We start from the raw sequence: 22283 nt of genomic DNA, 5'->3' as shown, positions 1-22283 counted from the left end.
TTTTTTGTAACTCGTCGAAAACGTTCTCTAAAATTCTCTTTTCTTCATTCCACCCAAAAAAATTACCTTTGCATCATGATAAAAATCGGTAATATCGAACTGCCAGAATTTCCTTTGTTGCTCGCTCCTATGGAAGATGTCTCTGATCCACCATTTCGCAGATTATGCAAAATGCACGGTGCAGACATGATGTATTCTGAATTTATTTCTTCGGAAGGACTAATTCGCGATGCCATGAAAAGCATGAAAAAACTGGATATTTTCGATTATGAAAGACCCGTCGGAATTCAAATTTTTGGTGGCGATGAAGAAGCAATGGCACTTTCCGCAAAAATTGTAGCCGCCGTAAATCCAGACATCGTTGATATCAATTTCGGGTGCCCCGTAAAAAAAGTAGTTTGCAAAGGAGCCGGAGCTGGAGTTTTAAAAGATATTGACCTCATGATTCGCCTCACCAAAGCCGTGGTAAATTCTACCGATTTACCTGTAACCGTGAAAACACGTTTAGGTTGGGACACCGAAACCATTAATATCATGGAAGTTGCCGAAAGACTGCAAGATGTCGGTGTAAAAGCTTTAACCATTCACGCCCGAACTCGCGCTCAAATGTACAAAGGTGAAGCGGACTGGAATTATATTTCAAAAGTGAAAAACAATCCCCGAATCAATATTCCAATTTTTGGAAACGGCGATGTAGATTCTCCCCAAAAAGCGCTGGAATACAAAAACAAATACGACTGTGACGGCATTATGATCGGTCGCGGTGCGATTGGTTATCCTTGGATTTTCAATGAAGTAAAACACTATTTCAAAACCGGAGAAATTCTTCCCGAACCTACGATTGAACAAAGATTAGAAGCAGTTCGCCAACATGCAGAATGGAGCATGGAATGGAAAGGCGAAAGATTAGGACTCATCGAAATGCGTCAACATTACAGCAATTATTTCCGTGGAATACCTCATTTTAAAGATTTCCGGCGTAAATTCTTAGAAGTTTTCACTTTAGAAGAAATGGATCAGGTGATCGCCGAAGCTGCGGATTTCTATAGCACAAATTCTTTTGTAAACTAATGAAAACGCGTCTTGCAATACTGGTTTTCAGCTTGGTAATTTCCTGCACAAATTCACGCAAGAAAGATCGCTACGAAATATACAATACAGTACTGAGAGAAAAAGTTTCAACTTATGGAATTTTACATCAATACATTTCTTTTCGAAATAATCAATCTGAAAAAGAAATGACTTTAGAAGCTGAAAGAATAAGTGATAGTTTGAAAAATTCTAAATCTTTAACTTATTTTTTGGATCAGCGATTGACTATTTTAGATACAACAAATTTATCCGATGAATTTTATGAAGGAAAAGGTGACAATTTGGTCATTCAATTTAAACCCCAATATTCCAAGGAGAATATTGATTTTTCGAAAATTCAAGGAGTAGAATTTGCAAAAAGAATAGATGATTCGAAAGCAATTGATGAAAATGGGAAACAAACCTTTCTGGGAAATTATGAATTATCGGAACCCTTTTTTATTTCAGAAAACAAAGCATTAATCAGATACCAACACCATTGCGGCTCAAAATGCGGACTGGGAATTTTGATTTATATGGAAAAGGTAAACGATAAATGGAATATTACGGATGAAAAAATGATTTGGATTTCTTAAAATTTTCATGCTGTTGTTTCCTTAATTTTAATTTCCTGCATTTAGAACGGAAACCAAATCCTAGCCCTGATCGCAGCGGCTACCCCACAGCAAGCGGTGGACAATGTATTGGCGCGAGGAGTAATAGCGAAGAGCAGGTTCCCGGCTCCTAAAAAATCATTATAAATTCCGTAACTTTCCGAAGTATTTTTATACTAATTCTTTCAAATAATCATCTTCATGCTGAAAGCAGAAAACGTCACCAAAACCTATAATGCCGGTAAAAAACTGGCACTCGATAACTTCTCAATCGATGTTCCCGAAGCCAGCATTTATGGACTTTTAGGTCCAAATGGTGCGGGAAAAACCACCTTCATCCGAATCATCAATCAAATTACTCAAGCCGATTCTGGCAGTGTTTTCATCAATGGTAAAAAATTAAATCCCGAACACATCAAACAAATTGGTTACATGCCCGAAGAACGCGGGTTGTACAAAAACATGTCGGTTGGCGATCAGATTCTTTATTTCGGTGAATTAAAAGGAATGAGCAAAAACGACGCTCTTTCCCAAGCCAAATATTGGTTCGAGCAATTGCAAATCGATCAATGGTGGAAGAAAAAACTCAGCGAACTTTCCAAAGGAATGGCACAGAAAATTCAGTTTGTAGTCACCGTTTTGCACCGACCAAAATTGCTGATTCTCGACGAACCTTTTTCAGGTTTCGATCCCGTGAATGCCAATTTAATCAAAGACCAAATTCTGAAATTAAAAAACAACGGAACCACCATCATTCTCTCTACCCATCGCATGGAAAGCGTAGAAGAAATGTGTGATTATGTAGCATTAATCAATCATGCAAAGAAAGTTTTAGACGGAAAAGTTTTTGATGTGCGCGAAAAATTCAAGAAGAATATTTTTGGTGTTACACTCGCTGAAGTCAATGAAGAGATGTTCGAAAGCTTCAAAAATCGGTTTCAAATTAGTGATTATTCCACCCTAAATCATTTGGTCTCTTTTGATCTAAAAAATGATAACGACCAAAATCTTCTGCTCAATGAACTCATGAAAATCGGAAAAATAAGATCGTTCGATGAGAAAATCCCGAGCATGAACGAAGTATTTATCAATGCTGTTGCAACCAATAATTAATCCCATTCATGAAAAATATATTCCTCATCACCAAAAGAGAATATCTTACCCAGGTTAAGAAAAAATCTTTTGTCATCCTTACGCTTTTGGCTCCCATTCTGATGATTGGTTTTGGTCTATTGATCGCCTTCATGTTCAAAGCCAACGAAAGTTCGAGCACCTTCAACGTGGTTGATAAAAGCGGACTTTTTGTAGGAAATTTACAGAATAGCAAAGCCATTAAATACGTTTTTGTACCCGCAGAAAACGAACGTGCTTTAACTTCTACCTTGAAAGAAATGACCGGAATTGAAGGATTGCTCATCATTCCTCAACTGAAAAATAATAATTTCGATGATCTTGAAAAAAATTCCCAGCTCCTCATCAACAAAAAAATTGGTTTCGATACGCAGTCAAGCGTAGCAAGTGATTTGTCTAAAATCATTAAGAAAGAAAAAATAAAAACCCTGGGTATTTCGCAAGATCAGCTGAATAATTTAGACCAAAATTTCAAACTCAATACCCAAAATGTTGTTGACAATAACAAAGGAGATTCCGACCTCGATTTCGGCGTGAAATCTGGTTTAAGCATGGTTCTCATGTACGCGGTTTTCATGTTCATCATCATTTACGGCGTTCGCGTGATGCGCAGCGTTTTAGAAGAAAAAAACAACCGCGTCGTAGAAATCATCATCTCTTCCGTGAAACCATTTGAATTAATGATGGGCAAAATTTTGGGCGTAACCTTAGTTGCAGTCACCCAATTCAGCATTTGGATCACCATGTCTGTAATTGGCGCACTCTTTCTAAACACCGGTTTTTCGGCAATGCAACAACAAATTCCCGGTGGCGAAAAATCAGCAGAAATGATGCAGAAATTCGACCTTCAACAAACCGCCACAGAAATTTCTCACATCCTTTTAGACCTCAATTTCCCGCTTATTATTTTCGTATTCATCGTTTTCTTTTTGCTTGGCTATATTTTTTACAGTTCCATGTATGCCGCGATCGGTTCGGCGGTAGATAACGAAACAGAAACACAACAGTTCACTTTATTTGCCATTATTCCCTTAATGGTAGGAATGTACGGCAGTTTCACCATCATGAATAATCCCGAAGGTCCGCTTGGATTTTGGCTCTCGATTATTCCGTTCACTTCGCCAGTTGCTATGATTGCGCGGATTCCGTTTGGCGTTCCTGCGTGGCAAATTGCACTTTCGATGTTTTTACTTTTAGGATCAAGCTTACTGATGATTTATGTAGCCGGAAAAATCTATCGTGTTGGAATTTTAATGTACGGCAATAAAGCTACCGCAAAAGAACTTTGGAAATGGATCAGATCGTAGATTGATTTTCAAGTCAGAAAAAACGCATTGAAATTCCCTTTAATTTGAAGGGAATTTTTGTTATCTTAGCGTTCAATAGAAGAGTACTTTAATGATACCAATACTAACTAAATTGGGTGGTTAAGTATCATTTGATGATATGTATAAATAAATTACCTGCTATCTTACAAAAAGATCATAAATTGAAAATTAATTAAATGAAAAAAATATTTGCCATCTTAACTTTAATAAGTAGTATTTTAATTTATAGCCAAAATAGTTATAAAGAAATTAAAACTGATCAATTAAACAGTGGAAAATCTCAAACTGCTGAAAATTTCATTAGAACGTTTTTAGACAAATGTGAAGATAAAGACTATTCAGCGTTTAAAAACTTTAATCTTTCAAATGGCTTCAAAAATTTCATGAATGAAAAACTTGAAGAAATCTGTCTTAGTAACGCTGCAAAATTTGGAAAAATAAGAATTGAAAACCTAAATTCTGCTTACAAAGAGAAAATTTCTCTAATTGGCGGAAATGAACTTTATATTTTCAATTCTAATACTGAAAAAGTTAAAGACACTAAGTATTTAAGTGTTTGGATTTCAAAAAACAATCAAATAGATGGAATGGTAATAACTGCGGAAAAACCATTTAAGAAAAAGTAAAAAGTAGGTAAGATCATATTTCTACGAGCAGGTATGAAGTTTTCATCATAGATTTCAGCAATTAATTAAGTTTTTTTTACAAACAGCAAGTTTTCGTGTTTTAAGCCCACCAACAGAAACACCCAACCTTTACCTGCAATTTTACAAGCGCAGTTTCCAAAAGAAAATTTGTATAATTTCAATAAAAGTAATTACTTTGTAATAACGAAAACATTGCGCTATGGAATTATCTGTCGTAAATATTGGAAACTCTAAAGGAATTAGACTTTCTAAAACAATTCTTGAAAAGTATAACATTCAGGACAAAATTGAAATTATCCTTGAAACTGATTATATCATTTTGAAACCGCAAGCAGAACCAAGAAAAAATTGGGAAAAAGCATTCAAAAAAATGCACGAAAACGGGGACGACCAACTTTTAATTGATGATGTTTTTGAAGACGAAAATTTTGACGAATGGAATTAAAACAATATGAAATAGTATTGGTTAATCTTAACCCAACCATTGGAAGCGAAGTCAAGAAGACAAGACCATTCGTTATTTTCTCGCCAAACGAGATGAATAAACATTTGCAAACGATAGTGATCGCGCCAATTACAAGCAGTTCCAAAAATTATCCAACTCGAGTTGAAATTAACGGAAATAAAACCAAAGGTTGGATGATGATCGACCAAATAAGAACTGTAGACCGGCGAAGAATTTCGAAAATTTTGGGAGAATTATCTAAAAAAGAAATTCAAAATGTAAAAAATGTAATCAAAGAAACATTCGTGGATTAAAAAAACCACAGATAATAACGAAGCTTTCGTTTTATCTCACCTTGACAAGGTTGAATGAAGTGCTTTTTGGTTATTCTTTTTACATAGAATGCGCTCCATTGCACTCAGAATGGTTTACTTTTCAATTAGAATGCGCTCCATTCCCCTTAGAATAAATCTCCTTTTACTTAGAATGCATTTCCTTTCACTTAGAATGCATTTCCTTTCACTTAGAATGAATTTTCAAGCCTTTTTTGCGCATTTTGATTCATTATTACCTCGATTTAACCGTTTTTTTTTGTGTGCTATAACCTCGGTCTATTATGGAAAAAGATTTCCCTAAGGAAACAGGAGGTCTAGAATTTACTGTTTCTCCCTCTGAAGTTCTCCGTTGACACAGTGATTTGGTTCGTTGATCTCTTGTTTGAGTCCGAAGACTCCCTGTTTCATTACGAAGAGGTTTTGATCCACTGCGAAGACTCTTTGTATTACTGCGATGGGGTTTTGTATCATTACGAACGAGCTATGTTTCATTACGAATGGATTTTGTATCATTACGAAGAGGTTTTGTTTCATTACGAATGAGTTTTGTTGGCCAATTTGAGATCTCTCCTATCGTCGCACCGTGTTTGAACCTCCGCTGCACAAAATTTCCTGACTTTGAGCCATTTTTTTCAAAGCTCGTCACGGTTTGGAAGCTTAACAGGGTTGAACAGCCTACAAACATTACCTTGCTCCTTACAAACATCATCGCACCAAAAATATATTCCGAACCCCGAAACTTCTTATTGGTATCATGTAAGCTAAAAGTCGCAATCCGCCACCGAAAACCAATAATAAAAAATCCTCTCAACAATGGTCGAGAGGATTCCTATTTATAATGAAATAAAATATTTTAATCAAAAACATAACTCAGACCCACGCTAAAAACCTGTTCTGATTTCTTTTTTTGAATACTTGCATCAAGTCCTTTTTCGTTCATTAATCCTGGATAGGTATTGCTTAAACCCAAATCATACCGTAAAGTAGCTTCTAGTTTTCTCTTGTAAGAAAAACCTACACCAAGACCTATAGCGAAATTAAAAGTGGCTGCTTTACCATTCACTCCATTTGCATCGCCTTCTACGGTATATCTTACCGGAGCACCACTTACATTTTGATTAATTAGGAAATTAAATCTCGGTCCTGCCATTGCAAAAAATTCCGATTCAGCTTCAGAAAAATAGCCTTTAAAATAAATGGGAACACTAATGTAATTATTAGCATAAACCGCATCATAGAACTCAGATCCTTTAGCATCTTTATCTTTCCCCGATTCCCCGGCTCCAAAATATTCAACTTCGGGCTGAATAAAAAACTGGTTGTTATCGTCAACAGGAATCATCGCTAAGAATCCGCCATAAAAAGAATACAACGGACCCGATGGATTATGAGCATTACTTACCCGAGAGTAAGTTCCACCAGCGGTAATACCATATCGGGTACTGCTGAAATCAATTTGAGCAGATAAAAATGTAACTGCGCAAAGGGCTGTACTGATTAAAATCTTTTTCATATCGTGTGTGTTTTTTTATCCCAATACTTTGGCAACTGTAGCACCGATTTCTGCTGGAGAATCCACTACGTTGATGCCATTTTCTCTCATAATCGCCATTTTAGCTTGAGCAGTATCTTCATCACCACCCACAATTGCTCCGGCGTGACCCATTGTTCTTCCTTTTGGAGCGGTTTGTCCGGCAATAAATCCAACGACTGGTTTTTTAGAACCACTAGCTTTGTACCATCTTGCAGCTTCAGCTTCTAGGTTACCACCAATCTCACCGATCATTACTACTGCATCAGTTTCATCATCATTAATGAATAATTCCAAAGCCTCTTTTGTAGTTGTTCCGATGATTGGATCACCTCCGATTCCGATTGCTGTAGAAACACCAAAACCAGCTTTTACCACTTGATCTGCTGCTTCGTAAGTTAAAGTTCCTGATTTAGAAACAATCCCAACTCTTCCTTTTTTGAAAACAAAACCTGGCATAATACCGATTTTTGCTTCATCAGAAGTAATAATTCCCGGGCAGTTTGGCCCGATTAATCTTGTATCTCTGTCAGCGATATAAGCTTTCACTTTTACCATATCTTCAACAGGAATTCCTTCGGTAATACAAACAATTACTTTAATTCCTGCTTCCGCAGCTTCCATGATTGCGTCTGCAGCAAATGCCGGCGGAACAAAAATAATAGAAACGTTCGCACCTGCTTTTTCTACAGATTCGGCAACGGTGTTGAAAACGGGTTTTCCTAAATGCTCAGAACCTCCTTTTCCTGGAGTTACGCCTCCTACAACGTTGGTTCCGTATTCAATCATTTGCCCTGCGTGGAAAGTTCCTTCTGTTCCGGTAAATCCTTGTACGATTACTTTAGAATCTTTGTTTACTAATACTGACATCTTTTATTTTTTAAATTTATTATAAACTACTATTTCCTGTAAAATTACTTAATAATAATTGTTTTATCGTTGAAAAACACGCTATTTCAAGTTTTTTACCTTAATTTCTTTTCTTAGAAATTGCTTGAACTCTTCGGCGATTAAACCAAAGTAAGTTCCTTTTTTTAAATCTCTGTTAACTCCACATTTGGCTAAAAGAACCGTTCCGCTTTCTACGCGAACGCCAGAAGCCATTCCGACTTGTCCCCAAATGGTAACTTCATCTTCAATAATGCAGCATCCTGCAATACCGGTTTGTGAGGCTATTAAACATTTTTTTCCGATGATGGTATCGTGCCCGATCTGAATTTGATTATCGAGAATCGAACCTTCGCCGATGATGGTAGAATCGGTCACTCCACGGTCAATCGTGCAGTTGTTTCCTATTTCTACATTATTTTCGATGATTACATTTCCCACAGAAATCAAGCGGTCAAAATTGCCATCAACTTTTCTGTAATAAAAAGCGTCGCCACCTAAAACAGTTCCGCTTTGAATGATGACGTTATCGCCAATAATTGTTCGATCACCAATCACCACATTCGGGAAAATATGACAATTTTTACCAATTTTGATGTCGTTTCCTAAAACCGCTGAAGAATGAATTTTTGTACCCTCACCTACTTCTACTTCATGCAGTTCGTCGGTGAAATTATAAATCTTGGTAAAATGCGTATTTATTTTATTGAAATCCCGAAAAGGATCATCGGAAACCAAAAGCGCTTTTCCTGGGGGACAATCAACTTCTTTATCAATTAAAATAATCGTGGCCTCAGAATTCAAGGCTTTATCATAATATTTCGGATGATTTACAAATACAATTTCCCCGCTTTTTACCCGATGAATTTCATTGGTTCCCAAAACAGGAAAATGATCGTCGCCAATCATTTGTGCGCCGATTATTTCTGCAATGGTTTTAAGAGTTTGTGGTTGGTTGAAGGTCATAATTGGTTTTTGCTTGTTGGTTGTAAGTTGTTGGTTGGTCGTAAAACAATCAACCGACAACTAAAAACCGATCACTATTTTACTCTTTCTAAGTAACTTCCGTCTTCGGTATTGACTTTAATTTTGTCTCCAGCTTCGATGAATAATGGAACCATCACTCTCGCTCCAGTTTCTACGATTGAATTTTTTAGCGCGTTGGTTGCGGTATTTCCTTTCACTCCTGGATCAGCTTCGATCACTTCTAAATAAACTGTTGGTGGAATTTCCGCAGAAAGTGGAGATTCATCGCTGTCTTTCAAAATGATGGTTACTTCTTCGCCCGCTTTCATAAATTGCGAATTTTCAATCATTGCTTTGTCAAGATAGATTTGGGAAAAATCATCATTATTCATGAAATGAAATCCGTTGTCATCTTCATACAAGTACTGAAATTTTCTTGTGATTACTTTTACTTCATCAATTTTATGACCTGCAGAAAAAGTATTATCAAGTACTTTTCCATTGGTTACTGATTTCATTTTGGTTCTAACGAAAGCTGGACCTTTTCCTGGTTTCACATGCATGAATTCAATAATTTTGAAAATATCATTGCTGAATTCAATACACATTCCTTTTTTTATATCGTTGCTTGTTGCCATTTATTTTAATAGTTGTTTTTTGATAGATGCTAGATGTTAGATGTTAGATGAAAATTATTATGATTTCATTTTCACCCTGTTTTATTAATTAGTCTTTTCCGGTTCCGTACCCTTTCACAATACCACTTGGAGAGTTTTTGATGAATTCTAAAATTTCATCTCTTTCAGCAGTAGGAAGCATTTCTTTTTCGATAAAACTGGATGCTTGGGAAACATTCATTTTCATCTGGAAAATAGCGCGGTAAATTTTTTGAATTTCGAAAATTTTATCGTTTGTAAATCCTCTTCTCCTTAAACCAACGGAATTGATTCCGGCGTAAGAAATAGGATCTCTTCCTACTTTCACATAAGGAGGAACGTCTTTTCTGATGAGTGATCCGCCAGAAATCATGGCGTGTTTTCCTATTTTTCCGAATTGTTGTATCGCAGAAAGTCCGCCCATTACCACATAATCACCAATTTCTACATGACCGGCAATTCCGCAGCCATTTGCAATAATTACATTATGACCAAGAATACAATCATGAGCAATATGAGAAGTGGCCATAATTAAACAATCTTTGCCAATTTTGGTAAAACCGAGTGCTTTTGTACCGCGATTCACCGTAACGCACTCTCGTAGCGTAGTTCCGTCACCGATAATTACTTGGGTATCTTCGCCATCAAATTTTAAATCCTGCGGCACTGCAGAAATAACGGTTCCGGGAAAAATACGGCAATTTCTACCGATTCTTGCTCCATCCATTATGGTTACATTTGATCCGATCCAAGTACCTTCTCCAATTTCTACATCACCTGCAATGGTTGTAAAAGGTTCTACGATTACATTTTTCTTGATTTTTGCACGTTTATCAACGGCAGCTAACTGATGTACCATTTAATCGGGTTTATTTTTTGCAACCTGTGCCATCAATTCTGCTTCAACAACAACGCTGTCGCCGACGTAGCCATAACCTTGCATGTGAACAATTCCTCTTCTGATAGGCGAAATAAGCTCTATCTTGAAAATCATAGTATCACCTGGAACTACTTTTTTCTTGAATTTGACTTTATCAATTTTGATGAAATAGGTTGAATAATTTTCAGGATCCGGCACGCTTGCCAAAACTAAGATTCCACCTGTTTGTGCTAAAGCTTCTACCTGCAAAACGCCGGGCATCACTGGTTCTTTCGGGAAATGGCCTACAAAAAACGGCTCATTCATCGTCACGTTTTTCAAACCAACAACATGAGAATCTGAAAGTTCTAAAATTTTATCAATTAATAAGAAAGGAGGACGATGCGGCATTAATTTCATAATTCCGTTAATATCGAAAACCGGATCTTTATAGATATCAATATCGGGAACGTTTTTCTTTTTCTGCAATTTCCACTGTCTGTTCAATTTTTTTGCAAACTGGGTGTTCACAAAATGTCCAGGTTTATTGGCGATCACTTTTCCTTTAATTTTCACTCCAACCAGTGCTAAATCACCGATTACGTCGAGCAATTTGTGGCGTGCTGCTTCGTTTGGATAATTCAAAGTAAGATTATCTAAAATTCCGTTTGGTCGAATCGCAATATCATCTTTACCAAAGGCTTTTTTTAATTTATCTGCAGTTTCGGGAGTTAAATCTTTATCTACATATACAATCGCATTTGAAATATCACCACCTTTTATAAGACCTGCATCTAAAAGCATTTCCAATTCATGGAGGAAACTGAAGGTTCTAGCGGAAGATATTTCAGTTTTGAATTCTGAGATATCCTTTAAAGTTGCATTTTGCGTTCCCAACACTTTCGTGCCAAAATCGACCATCGTTGTTACCTCATAATTATCTGAAGGAATGATGGTAAGTTCTGAACCTGTTGCAGTATCTACATAGGAAAGAACTTCTTTTACCACCAAATATTCTCTTGTAGCAGATTGTTCTTTGATGCCCGCTTTTTCAATTGCTTCGACAAAAAACTTTGAGGATCCGTCTAGAATAGGTGGTTCTGCACTATCCATTTCTAAAATTGCATTGTCGATATCGCAACCTACCAATGCAGCGAGAAGGTGTTCACAAGTATGAATTCTTACACCGAGTTTTTCGAGTGTTGTTCCGCGTTCTGTTGTGGTCACATAATTCACGTCGGCTTCGATATGAGGATGACCTTCCAAATCAGTTCTTACAAATATAAAACCAGCGTTTTCTTTTCCGGGTTTAATGGTAAGTTTTACATCCTTTCCTGTATGAAGGCCAATTCCTGAGAGAGAAATCTCTTCGGATAGCGTTTTTTGCTTATCACCCATTAGTTTTATCTTTTGAGTTATTTTCTAGATCAATGATTCTTTTCACGATTTGGCTAAAATTTCTAAAATGAACATAATTCCTTCGGTATTCACTGGCATTGATCGCTGGAGAACCGTACAGAATTTCGTTGTCTTTCGCACTTGAATTCACACCGCTTTGTGCCTGAATTTTCACTTGATTTCCTATGGTGATATGACCTACGATTCCTACTTGACCTCCAATTTGATTCCAATCACCAATAACGGTAGAACCGGCAATTCCAGCTTGTGCAGCGATTACATTATTCCGACCTATTTTTACATTGTGAGCAATTTGGATCAAATTATCAATTTTGGTTCCTTTACCAATCACCGTGGAACCGATTGTTCCTCGATCAATAGTACAGTTTGCGCCAATTTCTACATCATCTTCCAACACCACGTTTCCGAGTTGCGGAATTTTTTGATAACCGTCTTTGGTGGGTTGAAAACCAAAACCATCAGAACCAATTACGGTATTTGAATGAACGATGCAATGATCGCCAATCACACAGTAATCGTAAATTCTTACGCCACTATAAATGACACAGTTTTTTCCAATTTTTACATTTTTTCCAATAAAAACTTGGGGATAAATTTGACTATCATCGCCAATTTTCACTTTTTCGGAAACACAGGTAAAAGCTCCTACATATACATTTTCACCCACTTTTGCGGTTTCGTGAAATACTGCACCCTCTTCAATTCCCGATTTTCTGCCTTTCATTTCATTATACAAATTCATTAGAACTTGAAAAGAAAGATAGGCGTCTTCTACGGCAATAACGGTTGTAGGATAAGAGTCTTTTGTTAATAGTTTTTCTGAAACAATGAGAACTGAGCATGCTGAAGTCTCGATATGATCTGCAAATCTTTCTTGTGCAACGAAAGAAAGGTGGCCTTTTTCGCCACTTTCAATAGGTGAAACCCCACTGATGGTGGCTGTTTCATCGCCTATAATTTTTCCGTTAATAAAACTTGCAATCTGAGCTGCTGTAAATTCCATATCCTGCAAATATAAGAAATTCCCAAATATCTCAATTCCTTTTCGATGAAAATTATTTGGCTAAATTTCCCTTGGAAAGGATAAAATATACTTGGTATTCAGCTGATTGATATAAGAGGAAAGGATTTGGTTTTCGGAGTTCTCGAGGGTGATCTTTTCGCCGTTTTTCTGAAGTAAATAGATGGGTTGGATCTCCCTATTATAAGGTAGCAAACTTCGGGAAATCTCATCGACCAATTTTGCACCATTTGTAATGTTAAACTTTCGGTTCGTATGCTCTATTTTTTCTTTAATGAATTCAGGATCAAATGGTCGGGAAGAGATAATTGTCTTCGGAAATTCGCGCCGTATCACACAAGTACAGAGGTAAGAAAGGATTAAATCCTCATTTTTTGTCCAAAACTTCATTGCCTGAATAAGATCATTATCATCAAGCTCCGTAAACCTTTGGATGTCTTCTTGGGTTGCACTTTCGAAATGATTTTTGTGAAGGAAGTATTGCAAATTCTCGGATGCGGGTAAATCTTTACCCTCGGAAATTAAGAATTTTGCACGATCCAGAATTTTAATGAGTAGATGTTCCGCTAAAACAGAAGTTTTATGATAATAAACCTGCCAATACATAAACATTCTCGCCGTAAGAAAATTTTCGATGGAATAAATTCCTTTTGCATCGATGACGAGTTCGTCTTCAGAAACATTCATCATCGAAATAATTCTTTGGGTATTTACATTTCCTTCGGAAACACCCGTGTAAAAACTATCTCGTTTCAAATAATCCAACCGATCTACATCTAATTGTGAAGAAATTAATTGGTTGAAAAATTTTCGGTGGTATTTTCCTTGAAACATCTCTATCGCCATAGAAAGTTCCCCACTAAATTCGGCGTTCATCTTATTCATTAATAATAAAGATAATTTCTCGTGATGCCAATCATCCATCAACATATTTTCTAAAGCATGCGAAAAAGGACCGTGACCGATATCGTGTAATAAAATAGCAAGTAAAGCCGATTTTTCTTCGTCTTTTGAAATTTCAATTCCTTTTAATTTTAAAGTTTCTAAAGCCGTAAACATCAAATGCATTGCGCCCAAAGCATGATGAAATCTCGTATGCGTCGCACCCGGAAAAATTAAATTCAACAATCCTGTTTGTGAAATTCTGCGCAATCTTTGAAAATATGAATGTTCGATGACATCAAAAATAATTTCGAAAGGTATTTTAATAAATCCGTGAACTGGGTCGTTGATGATTTTGAGTTTGTTGGTATTTGACATTGAAGAAAAGGTAATAATTGATGGGTACAAATTTACAGAATTTTTAAGTTTAACTTTTATTTACCGTTTTCTTGGGAAAATTTTAGCCTTTGAAAAGATATTTTTGATTGTATTAAAAAAAATGATTATGATTAAAAAAGGAATCTACTTTCTGCTGATAGTTTTCATGGGATCTCAAAATTTTTTAGCTCAGGAAAAATTAACACAAAACGAAAAATTAGAAACGCTTTGCAAAGTTTGGGGTTTTTTAAAGTATTATCACCCAAATGTTGCTAAAGGCACTTATAATTGGGACAATCAACTTATTGAAAAAATAAAAGAAGCTGAAAAAACAGAGACCAAAAAACAATTCAATAAGATGATTTTTGAATGGATCGATGGATTGGGAAAAGTGGAAATTTGCAAAACCTGCAACGAGAAAAATGACAAGAAAAATTTCCTTAAAAATTTCGATTTGAATTGGACCGATGACGAGAATATTTTTACTAAAAATGTTATAGAAAAGTTAAATTTTATTGAAGAAAATAGACAAACAGGCACTCAATATTATGTAAATAGCATCCCAAATACCAATCAAATCAACTTGAAAAATGAAATTATTTATAATGAAAATTTCCCTGAAATTAATATTCGTTTGACAGAACTTTTCAGATATTGGAATTTGGTAGAATATTTTTTTCCTTATAAATATCAAACAGATCTAAAATGGAATGATGTTTTAAAGGAAATGATTCCGAGATTTCAAAATATAAAAAACGAAACAGAATACCAATTTGCTTTACTGGAGCTGGTTACGAAAGTTGACGATAGCCATGCTTCATATTATTCGAAAAAAATAGAAGAAAGTTTTGGACTTCAATATTTACCCACGAAAGTGAAATTTGCTGATAATAAATTGGTGATCACTCATTTATACGAAAATAAATTAAATTTAAAATACGATCTTGAAATTGGCGATATTATTACAAAAATCGACAACAAAACCATCTCTGAAATTATAGAATTTTACAAAAAATATGTACCTGCTTCTAATTATAATGTGAAAATTAGAAATATGATTTATCAAAATTATTTTTTTCGTACCAATAATGAATTTTTAAATCTAGAAATTGAACGAAAAGGAAAGGTAATAACTGTAAAAGTTCCCACTCTCAATAACAAAAATCTTGTTTTTCAATCCACAAAAAATGAGGATTCAAAATGGAAAATATTGGATAATAATATTGGATTTGTAAATATGAAAATTTTAGAAAAAGAAGATGTAAACAAGATGTATGAGGAGCTAAAAAATACAAAAACCATCATTTTCGATATTAGAAATTATCCGAAAGGAACCGCAAAAAGTATTATGAATTTACTATCAAACAAACCCAACCAATTTTGTGACATCATAAAACCAGATTTGTCTTATCCAGGAAAATTTCAATATGAAGATTCTAAAAATTTTATCCTCGGAAATAAAGAAAATAATTCCCCATATCAAGGAAAAATAATTATTCTCGTCAATGAAACCACCCAATCTCATGCAGAATTTTCTACTATGATTTTACAAACTTTTCCAAACAGCAAAGTCATCGGAAGCCAAACTTCGGGAGCAGACGGAAATGTGAGCAAATTTAATTTAGCCGGAAAACCAACAGTTTTTACTGGTCTCGGCGTTTTTTATCCAGACGGAAAAGAAACCCAAAGAATCGGAATTGTTCCCGATATTGAGGTAAAACCAACCGTAAAAGGACTGCAAGAAAATCGCGATGAAGTTTTGGAAAGAGCATTAGAATATATAAAGTATGGGAAATAATTAACGCAACTTTAACTCGAATTTAGAATAACATTGGCAACAATTGGTTGTATTTTTGATGAGTTAACGCGACGTTCAAATACCTTGAACTCAAATATTAAAAATTATAATTTTTATATGGCAAAATTGATTTGGATTGATGATGAAGTAGATTTACTAAAACCTCATATTGTGTTTTTAGAAAATAAAGGTTACCAAGTTTCTCCCGTGAATAACGTGAATGAAGCCTTAGAAATGATAGAAAAGGAAAATTTCGTTTTGGCTTTGCTTGATGAGAATATGCCTGGAATTTCTGGTCTGGAAGCAATTCCTTTGATCAAAAATATAGATTCTGCCATAAAAATCGTGATGGTTACCAAGAACGAAGAAGAACTGATTATGGAGCAAGCCATCGGTTCGCAAATCGCAGATTATATTTTAAAACCTGTAAATCCGAATCAGATTTTACTCTCGCTGAAGAAAAATCTTCAAGAAGAAACTTTGGTAGAGCAGAAAACGATTTTGGAATATCAACAGGAATTTCGGAATCTTTCGATTGAACTTTCTTACCTGAGAAGCTTCCAAGATTGGGCAGAATATTATAAAAAAATCCTGAATTGGGAGATCAAATTTGATAAAGTGTTCGACAGCGAATTTTCAGAATTGTTGCAATCTCAAAAAGAAGAAGCCAACATTCAATTCTCTAAATTCATTGAAAACAATTATGAAGATTGGTTGAACAGTTCGGATAAACCGATGATGAGCCACACTTTGTTTAAAGATAAAGTAAAGCCAGAAGTTGAAAAAGAAAAAGTTTTGCTTTTGATGATTGATAATCTTCGGTACGATCAATGGAAAGTGATCGAGCCTCTTTTTACTAAATTTTACAATAAAACCTCTGAAGATTATTATTACAGCATTTTACCTACAGCAACGCAATATGCTAGAAATGCTTTTTTTGCAGGTTTAATGCCTTCGGAAATCGAAAAAAGATTCCCGGATCATTGGTTTAATGATAACGAAGAAGGAAATAAAAACGAGCACGAACGCGATTTTTTAGAAGATCAAATGAAACGACTCGGTTTGTCGGGAAAAAGCATGAAATACCTGAAAGTTCTGAATTCAGATTTTGAGCGTAAAATTTTAGAGGATTTCAACCAACACAAAAACAACGATTTACTGGTGATTGTTTACAATTTCATCGATATTTTGTCTCATGCGAAAACCGACAATGTGATTGTAAACCAATTGATTAGAGACGATAAAACGTTCAGATCATTAACATACAATTGGTTTGAAAATTCTTCTTTATTAAAAATCATTAAACAAGCTGCGGAAAATGGTTTTAAGCTCGTTTTGACGACCGATCATGGAACAATTTACGTGAAAAAACCAAGTAAGGTTGTAGGAGATCGAGAAACCTCAACGAATATTCGCTATAAAACCGGACGAAGTTTAACCTACGAAAAAAGCGATGTTTGGGCCGTTTCAAACCCAGAAAAATTGTTTTTGCCAAAAGGAAATTTAAGTTCAAAATATATTTTCGCGAAGAATAACATTTTCTTGGCTTATCCGAAAAATTACAATCATTTTGTAAATTATTACAAAGAAACCTACCAACATGGCGGGATTTCTTTAGAAGAAGTCATCATACCCATTTGTGTTTTAGAACCCAAATAGTTTTTTCATAGTTTATTTTATTTGGGTTCATTTTGGGCGGTAAAAATTTAAGATTTTTACCGCCTTTTTTATTTTCAAAATATGCTGCTTGATTAAATTGAATCATTCACCAACAATTTCATCTCGAAAAATCTATTCCTTATGAGCTTCAATAAAAAAAATATTTTCATTAGATAAAAAATAAGTTTTTGATATAAATCCATTCTTAGTTTCATTGATTTAGTATTTTTGAGGAAATTTAATTTAATGAGAATTATAAGTTATAATGTCAATGGAATTCGAGCTGCCTTTACGAAAGACTTCTTGGGTTGGCTGAAAGTTGCCGATCCTGATATGATCTGTATTCAGGAAAGCAAAGCCGGGAACGATCAGATCGACATCGAAAGTCTGGAAAAAAGCGGCTATCACAGTTTTTGGCATTCCGCGCAGAAAAAAGGATATTCTGGCGTTGGAATCGCATCTAAAATAAAACCTCATCATATTGAGTACGGTTGCGGAATTGAACATTACGACAGTGAAGGACGAATTATGCGCGCAGATTTCGAGGATTTCTCGGTAATTTCAGTGTATGTTCCGTCTGCTTCCAATATTGATAGGCTCGATTTTAAAATGAAATTCTGCTATGATTTCCTGGACTACATTAAAGAACTCAAAAAAACCATTCCTAATCTGGTTATTTGCGGTGATTTCAATATTTGCCATGAAGCGATAGACATTCACAATCCGAAAGGTTTAGCCAACACTTCTGGCTTTCTACCGATGGAAAGAGAATGGATGACCAAATTTATGGAAGAATGCGAATTGATTGACAGTTTCAGACATTTTAACTCAGAACCAAATCATTACTCGTGGTGGAGTTACCGACAAAATGCAAGAGCCAATAACAAAGGTTGGAGATTGGATTACAACTTCGTTTCTGATTCGTTAAAAGAAAAGCTTTCGAGAGCGGTCATCTTGAAAGAAGCGGTGCATTCAGATCATTGTCCAGTTTTGGTGGAGCTTTTTTAGATGTTTGGTGTTTGATGTTTGGTGTTTGGTGTTTGAAAATAAATCTTCAATTTAAATCTTGCAATTTTTGCAAATAAGTAGCGCACAAAAAAAGCCGACTCTCTTTTAGAATCGGCTTTTTTGTTTTTTAAAACGTAACGTTAATCGTTATCGATAATTTCATATTCAACGGGCATTGTTCCTATTCTGGTATCCCCGATAGACTTGTACGCTGCCTTAGAAAGATCGAGTGCTCTGGACGAGTGAAAAGGACCGCGGTCATTAACTTCTACTATTACACTTTTTCCTGATCTCAAATTGGTTACCTTTAGCATCGTGCCGAAAGGAAGCGTTCTGTTCGCTGCGGTTAATTTCTCGTTACTGAAAATTTCTCCGCTTGCTGTTTTTCTACCATTAAACTTATCGTGGTAGAACGATGCAAAACTAGTTTTAGCATCTTCGGCATTATACTTGTTAAACGAATATAAACCGAGTGTTGAAATCATCATTATGATTAGGAGTATTCCACTTTTCATCATTTTGAATTATTTTAATTGGTTTTGACTCTGCAAATTTATTCCATAATCGTCACTTGCAACATTCACTTCGTTAAACTGTCTTAATGAATTGTTAATATTTTGTTAAGACTCTTTGTACATTCCGTTATCATAGGACTTCACAAAGGTTCTTAAATTGTGTTAAAATTATAGATCAGATGTTAATTAAATTAACAAATCATTGCATAATACCGTCACAATTTAAAGCAAAACATACTGATAATCAATCATTAGAGCAATAAAAAAACCTCCAATACCATTGGAAGTTTTTGTTCTTAAATTCTATTGATCAGCAATCAAATATGAGCCTTTATTTAAATTTTTCAGTCAGCAAGTTCGCCGTATAGATCAAATTCTTCAGCGGAAGTAATTTTAATATCTGCGAATTCGCCAATCGATAAGTAAACGTTCTCGGCTGAAACTAAAACCGTATTGTCAACATCAGGTGAATCAAATTCAGTTCTTCCAACGAAGTAATTTCCTTCTTTTCGATCGAAAATACAACGAAAGACTTTTCCTATTTTTTCCTGATTCTTTTCCCAGGAAATCTGAGATTGCAATTCCATGATTTCTTCAACTCTCGCCTCTTTCACTTCTTGAGGCACATCATCTTCTAAAACATAAGCGGTCGTATTTTCTTCGTGAGAATAGGTAAAGCAACCTAAACGATCGAATCTTTGTTCACGCACCCATTCTTTCATTTCCTGAAATCTTTCTTCGGTTTCGCCCGGAAAACCAACAATTAATGTCGTTCGGATCGCCATATCTGGAACTTTCTCGCGGAATTTCGCTAAAAGAGCATCCGTTTTTTCATGAGTAGTTCCTCGTTTCATAGCTTTCAACAAATCAGAATTGATGTGCTGTAAAGGAATATCGATATAGTTGCAAACTTTGGGTTCGTTTTTGATGATTTCTAAAACATCTTCTGGAAAACCTGTCGGGAAAGCGTAATGCAAGCGAATCCATTCAATTCCTTCAACTTCTACCAAACGCAAAAGCAAATCACCTAAAGCGCGTCTTTTATAAAGATCTAAACCATAATAAGTAAGATCCTGTGCAATTAAAATGAGTTCTTTCACTCCATTTTTCGCTAATTTCTGTGCTTCAATGACAAGATTTTCGATGGGTGTAGAAATATTTCCACCTCTCATTAAAGGAATTGCACAGAAGGAACACGGTCGATCGCACCCTTCTGCAATTTTCAAATATGCGTAATGTTTTGGCGTTGTAAGCAGTCTTTCACCCACCAATTCGTGCTTATAATCTGCACCTAAATGTTTCAATAATAAAGGAAGATCGCGCGTTCCGAAATACTGATCAACATCTGGAATTTCACGCAACAAATCCGGTTTATATCTTTCAGAAAGACAACCAGTTACAAAAACTTTTTCTACTTCACCGCGATTTTTAGCCTCAACAAAATCCAAAATAGTATTGATGCTTTCTTCTTTCGCATTATCGATAAATCCGCAAGTATTGATGACCACAATATCTCCACGGTCTTCGTGTACCACTTCTTTTCCGTTGGCTTTTAGCTGTCCCATTAAGACTTCAGAATCGTACACATTTTTGGAACACCCTAAAGTGACGATATTGATTTTCTTTTTTCCTACGGATTTGGTTCTCATAAATTAGTATTGATAGTTGGTGAATGATAAATTTCAGGTTGCAAATTTACTAATAAAAACTTTGATAAGAATCATTGGAGAAAAACTGCATTAACAAAAGCAAAAACCCTTGTCGCGACCGGATCGCTGCAAGGGTTTTGTAATATATAAAAGGATATTTTTTTTAAATCAATAGTTAAACAAGTCTTTTCAGATAATCGCCGTAACCACTTTTTCCATATTTTTTTGCAGATTCCAGAAGTTCTTCTTTATTAATAAACCCTTTGACATAGGCTATTTCTTCAATACAAGAAATTTTGAAGCCTTGTCTTTTTTCCAAAACTTTTACGAATTCTGATGCATCGTGCAAAGAATCGAAAGTTCCGGTATCGAGCCAAGCTGTTCCGCGCGACATTACACCCACTTCTAATTCGCCTTTTTCCAGATAAATTTTATTGATATCGGTAATTTCTAACTCTCCTCGAGGTGAAGGTTTCAGATTTTTAGCATATTCAACGACCGAATTATCATAAAAATACAAACCTGGAACAGCAAAATTAGATTTTGGCTCGTCTGGTTTTTCTTCAATGGAAACGGCTTTTTGGTTCTCATCAAATTCTACTACTCCATATCTTTCGGGATCGGAAACTTGATAAGCAAAGACGCAACCTCCTTTCACATTGGTTTTGCTGGATAAAAGTTCTGGTAATCCTGCACCATAAAAAATATTATCACCCAAAACCAAAGCCACTGAATCGTCTCCAATAAATTCTTCACCCAAAATAAAAGCCTGCGCTAAACCATCCGGACTTGGTTGAATTTTATATTCGATTTTACACCCGATAGATGAACCATCACCTAATAATTTTTCGAAACCACCAATATCATGAGGAGTGGAAATGATCAAAATCTCTTTAATCCCGGCTAAAAGCAAGGTAGAAAGCGGATAATAAATCATCGGCTTGTCATAAACCGGCATCAATTGCTTGCTCACGGCAATGGTAAGTGGATAAAGTCTGGTTCCGGAACCGCCTGCTAAAATTATTCCCTTCATTTTAATTCTATTTACACGAATTTTTTCGAATTATACGAATTTTCGTTTGGTTATAAATTGATAATGCGTTTATATCTTAAAGATTTTTCACCAAAATTGATGAGTAATCCTAATTTTTTGTTGGTTGCTTTTAAGTAGTTTAATGTTTGTCTCGTAAAACTCTCATGCAAAAAAGAGACGGATTTTATTTCTAATATAATATGGCCGAAACAAACAAAATCTGCTTTATACTTCTTATCTAATTTCTCCCCATTGAAAAATAAATCTAACCTTACTTCTCTTTGATACGGGATATTATTTTTAATGAATTCCTTTTCTAAAACTTCTGCATAAACCGCTTCCAAAAAACCGTGTCCCATAATTGAATGAATGTTCATACAAATTCCGATAATCTTGAAACTTTCGTCCTTGTATATGATTTTCTCTTCCATCAATTAGTGAAATTCGGGT

The 22283-nt window shown here is 35.3% G+C and carries 23 protein-coding genes; 10 read left to right on the top strand and 13 right to left on the bottom strand.

Annotated features, from left to right (window positions below):
• Positions 1-75: 75 nt before the first annotated feature.
• The 7 genes from dusB to BW932_RS01115 all read left to right on the top strand — a co-directional run bounded on the left by dusB (position 76) and on the right by BW932_RS01115 (position 5550).
• Positions 76-1071, top strand: a complete 996-nt coding sequence (dusB, locus tag BW932_RS01145; RefSeq protein WP_076384522.1) for a tRNA dihydrouridine synthase DusB — start codon at positions 76-78, stop codon at positions 1069-1071.
• Positions 1071-1667 carry a hypothetical protein gene (locus tag BW932_RS01140; RefSeq protein ID WP_076384520.1) on the top strand — a complete coding sequence of 199 codons (597 nt, stop codon included), beginning with the start codon at positions 1071-1073 and terminating at the stop codon, positions 1665-1667. The genes dusB and BW932_RS01140 overlap by 1 nt, the downstream gene beginning before the upstream one ends.
• 219 nt (positions 1668-1886) lie before the next feature.
• A complete protein-coding gene (locus BW932_RS01135; protein ID WP_076384518.1) occupies positions 1887-2798 on the top strand; it encodes an ABC transporter ATP-binding protein in 912 nt (303 codons plus the stop codon).
• A gap of 8 nt (positions 2799-2806) precedes the next feature.
• A complete protein-coding gene (locus BW932_RS01130) occupies positions 2807-4123 on the top strand; it encodes an ABC transporter permease (protein WP_076384516.1) in 1317 nt (438 codons plus the stop codon).
• A 197-nt stretch (positions 4124-4320) separates the two neighbouring features.
• Positions 4321-4770, top strand: a complete 450-nt coding sequence (locus BW932_RS01125; protein WP_076384514.1) for a hypothetical protein — start codon at positions 4321-4323, stop codon at positions 4768-4770.
• A gap of 220 nt (positions 4771-4990) precedes the next feature.
• Complete coding sequence (locus BW932_RS01120) at positions 4991-5236, top strand: AbrB/MazE/SpoVT family DNA-binding domain-containing protein (RefSeq protein WP_076384512.1); 246 nt, start codon at positions 4991-4993, stop codon at positions 5234-5236.
• On the top strand, positions 5227-5550 hold the full coding sequence (locus BW932_RS01115; protein WP_076384510.1) for a type II toxin-antitoxin system PemK/MazF family toxin: 324 nt from the start codon (positions 5227-5229) through the stop codon (positions 5548-5550). The genes BW932_RS01120 and BW932_RS01115 overlap by 10 nt, the downstream gene beginning before the upstream one ends.
• A gap of 342 nt (positions 5551-5892) precedes the next feature.
• Here BW932_RS01115 and BW932_RS14285 read toward each other — a convergent pair whose 3' ends face one another.
• From BW932_RS14285 to BW932_RS01070, 9 genes are all read right to left on the bottom strand, one after another.
• Complete coding sequence (locus BW932_RS14285; RefSeq protein ID WP_159436410.1) at positions 5893-6063, bottom strand: hypothetical protein; 171 nt, start codon at positions 6061-6063, stop codon at positions 5893-5895.
• A 361-nt stretch (positions 6064-6424) separates the two neighbouring features.
• Positions 6425-7084: a porin family protein gene (locus BW932_RS01105; RefSeq protein ID WP_076384507.1), complete on the bottom strand. Its 660-nt coding sequence runs from the start codon at positions 7082-7084 to the stop codon at positions 6425-6427.
• Between the two features lie 15 nt (positions 7085-7099).
• The gene (sucD, locus tag BW932_RS01100; RefSeq protein ID WP_076384505.1) at positions 7100-7972 is read right to left on the bottom strand and encodes a succinate--CoA ligase subunit alpha; all 873 of its coding nucleotides are present in this window, start codon (positions 7970-7972) and stop codon (positions 7100-7102) included.
• A gap of 81 nt (positions 7973-8053) precedes the next feature.
• A complete protein-coding gene (locus tag BW932_RS01095) occupies positions 8054-8956 on the bottom strand; it encodes a UDP-3-O-(3-hydroxymyristoyl)glucosamine N-acyltransferase (RefSeq protein WP_076384851.1) in 903 nt (300 codons plus the stop codon).
• A 74-nt stretch (positions 8957-9030) separates the two neighbouring features.
• Positions 9031-9594 (bottom strand): elongation factor P, encoded by a 564-nt coding sequence (gene efp / locus BW932_RS01090; protein ID WP_076384503.1) that lies wholly within the window; start codon positions 9592-9594, stop codon positions 9031-9033.
• Between the two features lie 88 nt (positions 9595-9682).
• Positions 9683-10471: an acyl-ACP--UDP-N-acetylglucosamine O-acyltransferase gene (gene lpxA / locus BW932_RS01085; protein WP_076384501.1), complete on the bottom strand. Its 789-nt coding sequence runs from the start codon at positions 10469-10471 to the stop codon at positions 9683-9685.
• A complete protein-coding gene (locus tag BW932_RS01080; RefSeq protein WP_076384499.1) occupies positions 10472-11869 on the bottom strand; it encodes a bifunctional UDP-3-O-[3-hydroxymyristoyl] N-acetylglucosamine deacetylase/3-hydroxyacyl-ACP dehydratase in 1398 nt (465 codons plus the stop codon).
• Positions 11862-12893 carry a UDP-3-O-(3-hydroxymyristoyl)glucosamine N-acyltransferase gene (lpxD, locus tag BW932_RS01075; protein WP_076384497.1) on the bottom strand — a complete coding sequence of 344 codons (1032 nt, stop codon included), beginning with the start codon at positions 12891-12893 and terminating at the stop codon, positions 11862-11864. The genes BW932_RS01080 and lpxD overlap by 8 nt, the downstream gene beginning before the upstream one ends.
• Before the next feature lie 60 nt (positions 12894-12953).
• Positions 12954-14171 (bottom strand): HD domain-containing protein, encoded by a 1218-nt coding sequence (locus BW932_RS01070; RefSeq protein WP_076384495.1) that lies wholly within the window; start codon positions 14169-14171, stop codon positions 12954-12956.
• Between the two features lie 127 nt (positions 14172-14298).
• Here BW932_RS01070 and BW932_RS01065 point away from each other — a divergent pair, with 127 nt between their 5' ends.
• From BW932_RS01065 to BW932_RS01055, 3 genes are all read left to right on the top strand, one after another.
• A complete protein-coding gene (locus BW932_RS01065) occupies positions 14299-15969 on the top strand; it encodes a S41 family peptidase (RefSeq protein WP_159436409.1) in 1671 nt (556 codons plus the stop codon).
• Positions 15970-16086: 117 nt separating this feature from the next.
• Positions 16087-17628: a T9SS response regulator signal transducer PorX gene (gene porX / locus BW932_RS01060; RefSeq protein WP_076384494.1), complete on the top strand. Its 1542-nt coding sequence runs from the start codon at positions 16087-16089 to the stop codon at positions 17626-17628.
• A gap of 246 nt (positions 17629-17874) precedes the next feature.
• A complete protein-coding gene (locus BW932_RS01055) occupies positions 17875-18636 on the top strand; it encodes an exodeoxyribonuclease III (protein WP_076384492.1) in 762 nt (253 codons plus the stop codon).
• A 140-nt stretch (positions 18637-18776) separates the two neighbouring features.
• Here BW932_RS01055 and BW932_RS01050 read toward each other — a convergent pair whose 3' ends face one another.
• The 4 genes from BW932_RS01050 to BW932_RS01035 all read right to left on the bottom strand — a co-directional run bounded on the left by BW932_RS01050 (position 18777) and on the right by BW932_RS01035 (position 22264).
• Complete coding sequence (locus BW932_RS01050; RefSeq protein WP_076384490.1) at positions 18777-19154, bottom strand: septal ring lytic transglycosylase RlpA family protein; 378 nt, start codon at positions 19152-19154, stop codon at positions 18777-18779.
• Positions 19155-19495: 341 nt separating this feature from the next.
• Entirely contained in the window at positions 19496-20800 is a 1305-nt protein-coding gene (rimO, locus tag BW932_RS01045) for a 30S ribosomal protein S12 methylthiotransferase RimO (protein WP_076384488.1), read from the bottom strand.
• Positions 20801-20975: 175 nt separating this feature from the next.
• Positions 20976-21833 carry a glucose-1-phosphate thymidylyltransferase RfbA gene (gene rfbA, locus BW932_RS01040; RefSeq protein WP_076384486.1) on the bottom strand — a complete coding sequence of 286 codons (858 nt, stop codon included), beginning with the start codon at positions 21831-21833 and terminating at the stop codon, positions 20976-20978.
• A gap of 50 nt (positions 21834-21883) precedes the next feature.
• Positions 21884-22264, bottom strand: a complete 381-nt coding sequence (locus BW932_RS01035) for a GxxExxY protein (protein ID WP_076384484.1) — start codon at positions 22262-22264, stop codon at positions 21884-21886.
• Between the last annotated feature and the right edge of the window lie 19 nt (positions 22265-22283).

Source organism: Kaistella chaponensis, from assembly GCF_900156725.1.
GTDB lineage: Bacteria > Bacteroidota > Bacteroidia > Flavobacteriales > Weeksellaceae > Kaistella > Kaistella chaponensis.
Note: the sequence above shows the minus strand (reverse complement) of the source record. Positions and strands in the feature narration are given on the sequence as shown.

Bases quoted from the DNA above. Each gene is read 5' to 3' on its own strand.
- lpxD (WP_076384497.1), bottom strand. From the start codon at position 12,893: ATGGAATTTACAGCAGCTCAGATTGCAAGTTTTATTAACGGAAAAATT.
- BW932_RS01095 (WP_076384851.1), bottom strand. From the start codon at position 8,956: ATGACCTTCAACCAACCACAAACTCTTAAAACCATTGCAGAAATAATC.
- BW932_RS01135 (WP_076384518.1), top strand. From the start codon at position 1,887: ATGCTGAAAGCAGAAAACGTCACCAAAACCTATAATGCCGGTAAAAAA.
- sucD (WP_076384505.1), bottom strand. From the start codon at position 7,972: ATGTCAGTATTAGTAAACAAAGATTCTAAAGTAATCGTACAAGGATTT.
- BW932_RS01050 (WP_076384490.1), bottom strand. From the start codon at position 19,154: ATGATGAAAAGTGGAATACTCCTAATCATAATGATGATTTCAACACTC.
- BW932_RS01080 (WP_076384499.1), bottom strand. From the start codon at position 11,869: ATGGGTGATAAGCAAAAAACGCTATCCGAAGAGATTTCTCTCTCAGGA.
- rimO (WP_076384488.1), bottom strand. From the start codon at position 20,800: ATGAGAACCAAATCCGTAGGAAAAAAGAAAATCAATATCGTCACTTTA.
- efp (WP_076384503.1), bottom strand. From the start codon at position 9,594: ATGGCAACAAGCAACGATATAAAAAAAGGAATGTGTATTGAATTCAGC.
- BW932_RS01115 (WP_076384510.1), top strand. From the start codon at position 5,227: ATGGAATTAAAACAATATGAAATAGTATTGGTTAATCTTAACCCAACC.
- BW932_RS01065 (WP_159436409.1), top strand. From the start codon at position 14,299: ATGATTAAAAAAGGAATCTACTTTCTGCTGATAGTTTTCATGGGATCT.
- BW932_RS01055 (WP_076384492.1), top strand. From the start codon at position 17,875: ATGAGAATTATAAGTTATAATGTCAATGGAATTCGAGCTGCCTTTACG.
- BW932_RS01130 (WP_076384516.1), top strand. From the start codon at position 2,807: ATGAAAAATATATTCCTCATCACCAAAAGAGAATATCTTACCCAGGTT.
- BW932_RS01140 (WP_076384520.1), top strand. From the start codon at position 1,071: ATGAAAACGCGTCTTGCAATACTGGTTTTCAGCTTGGTAATTTCCTGC.
- BW932_RS01120 (WP_076384512.1), top strand. From the start codon at position 4,991: ATGGAATTATCTGTCGTAAATATTGGAAACTCTAAAGGAATTAGACTT.
- BW932_RS01105 (WP_076384507.1), bottom strand. From the start codon at position 7,084: ATGAAAAAGATTTTAATCAGTACAGCCCTTTGCGCAGTTACATTTTTA.
- rfbA (WP_076384486.1), bottom strand. From the start codon at position 21,833: ATGAAGGGAATAATTTTAGCAGGCGGTTCCGGAACCAGACTTTATCCA.
- BW932_RS01125 (WP_076384514.1), top strand. From the start codon at position 4,321: ATGAAAAAAATATTTGCCATCTTAACTTTAATAAGTAGTATTTTAATT.
- porX (WP_076384494.1), top strand. From the start codon at position 16,087: ATGGCAAAATTGATTTGGATTGATGATGAAGTAGATTTACTAAAACCT.
- BW932_RS01035 (WP_076384484.1), bottom strand. From the start codon at position 22,264: ATGGAAGAGAAAATCATATACAAGGACGAAAGTTTCAAGATTATCGGA.
- BW932_RS01070 (WP_076384495.1), bottom strand. From the start codon at position 14,171: ATGTCAAATACCAACAAACTCAAAATCATCAACGACCCAGTTCACGGA.
- BW932_RS14285 (WP_159436410.1), bottom strand. From the start codon at position 6,063: ATGAAACATAGCTCGTTCGTAATGATACAAAACCCCATCGCAGTAATA.
- dusB (WP_076384522.1), top strand. From the start codon at position 76: ATGATAAAAATCGGTAATATCGAACTGCCAGAATTTCCTTTGTTGCTC.
- lpxA (WP_076384501.1), bottom strand. From the start codon at position 10,471: ATGGTACATCAGTTAGCTGCCGTTGATAAACGTGCAAAAATCAAGAAA.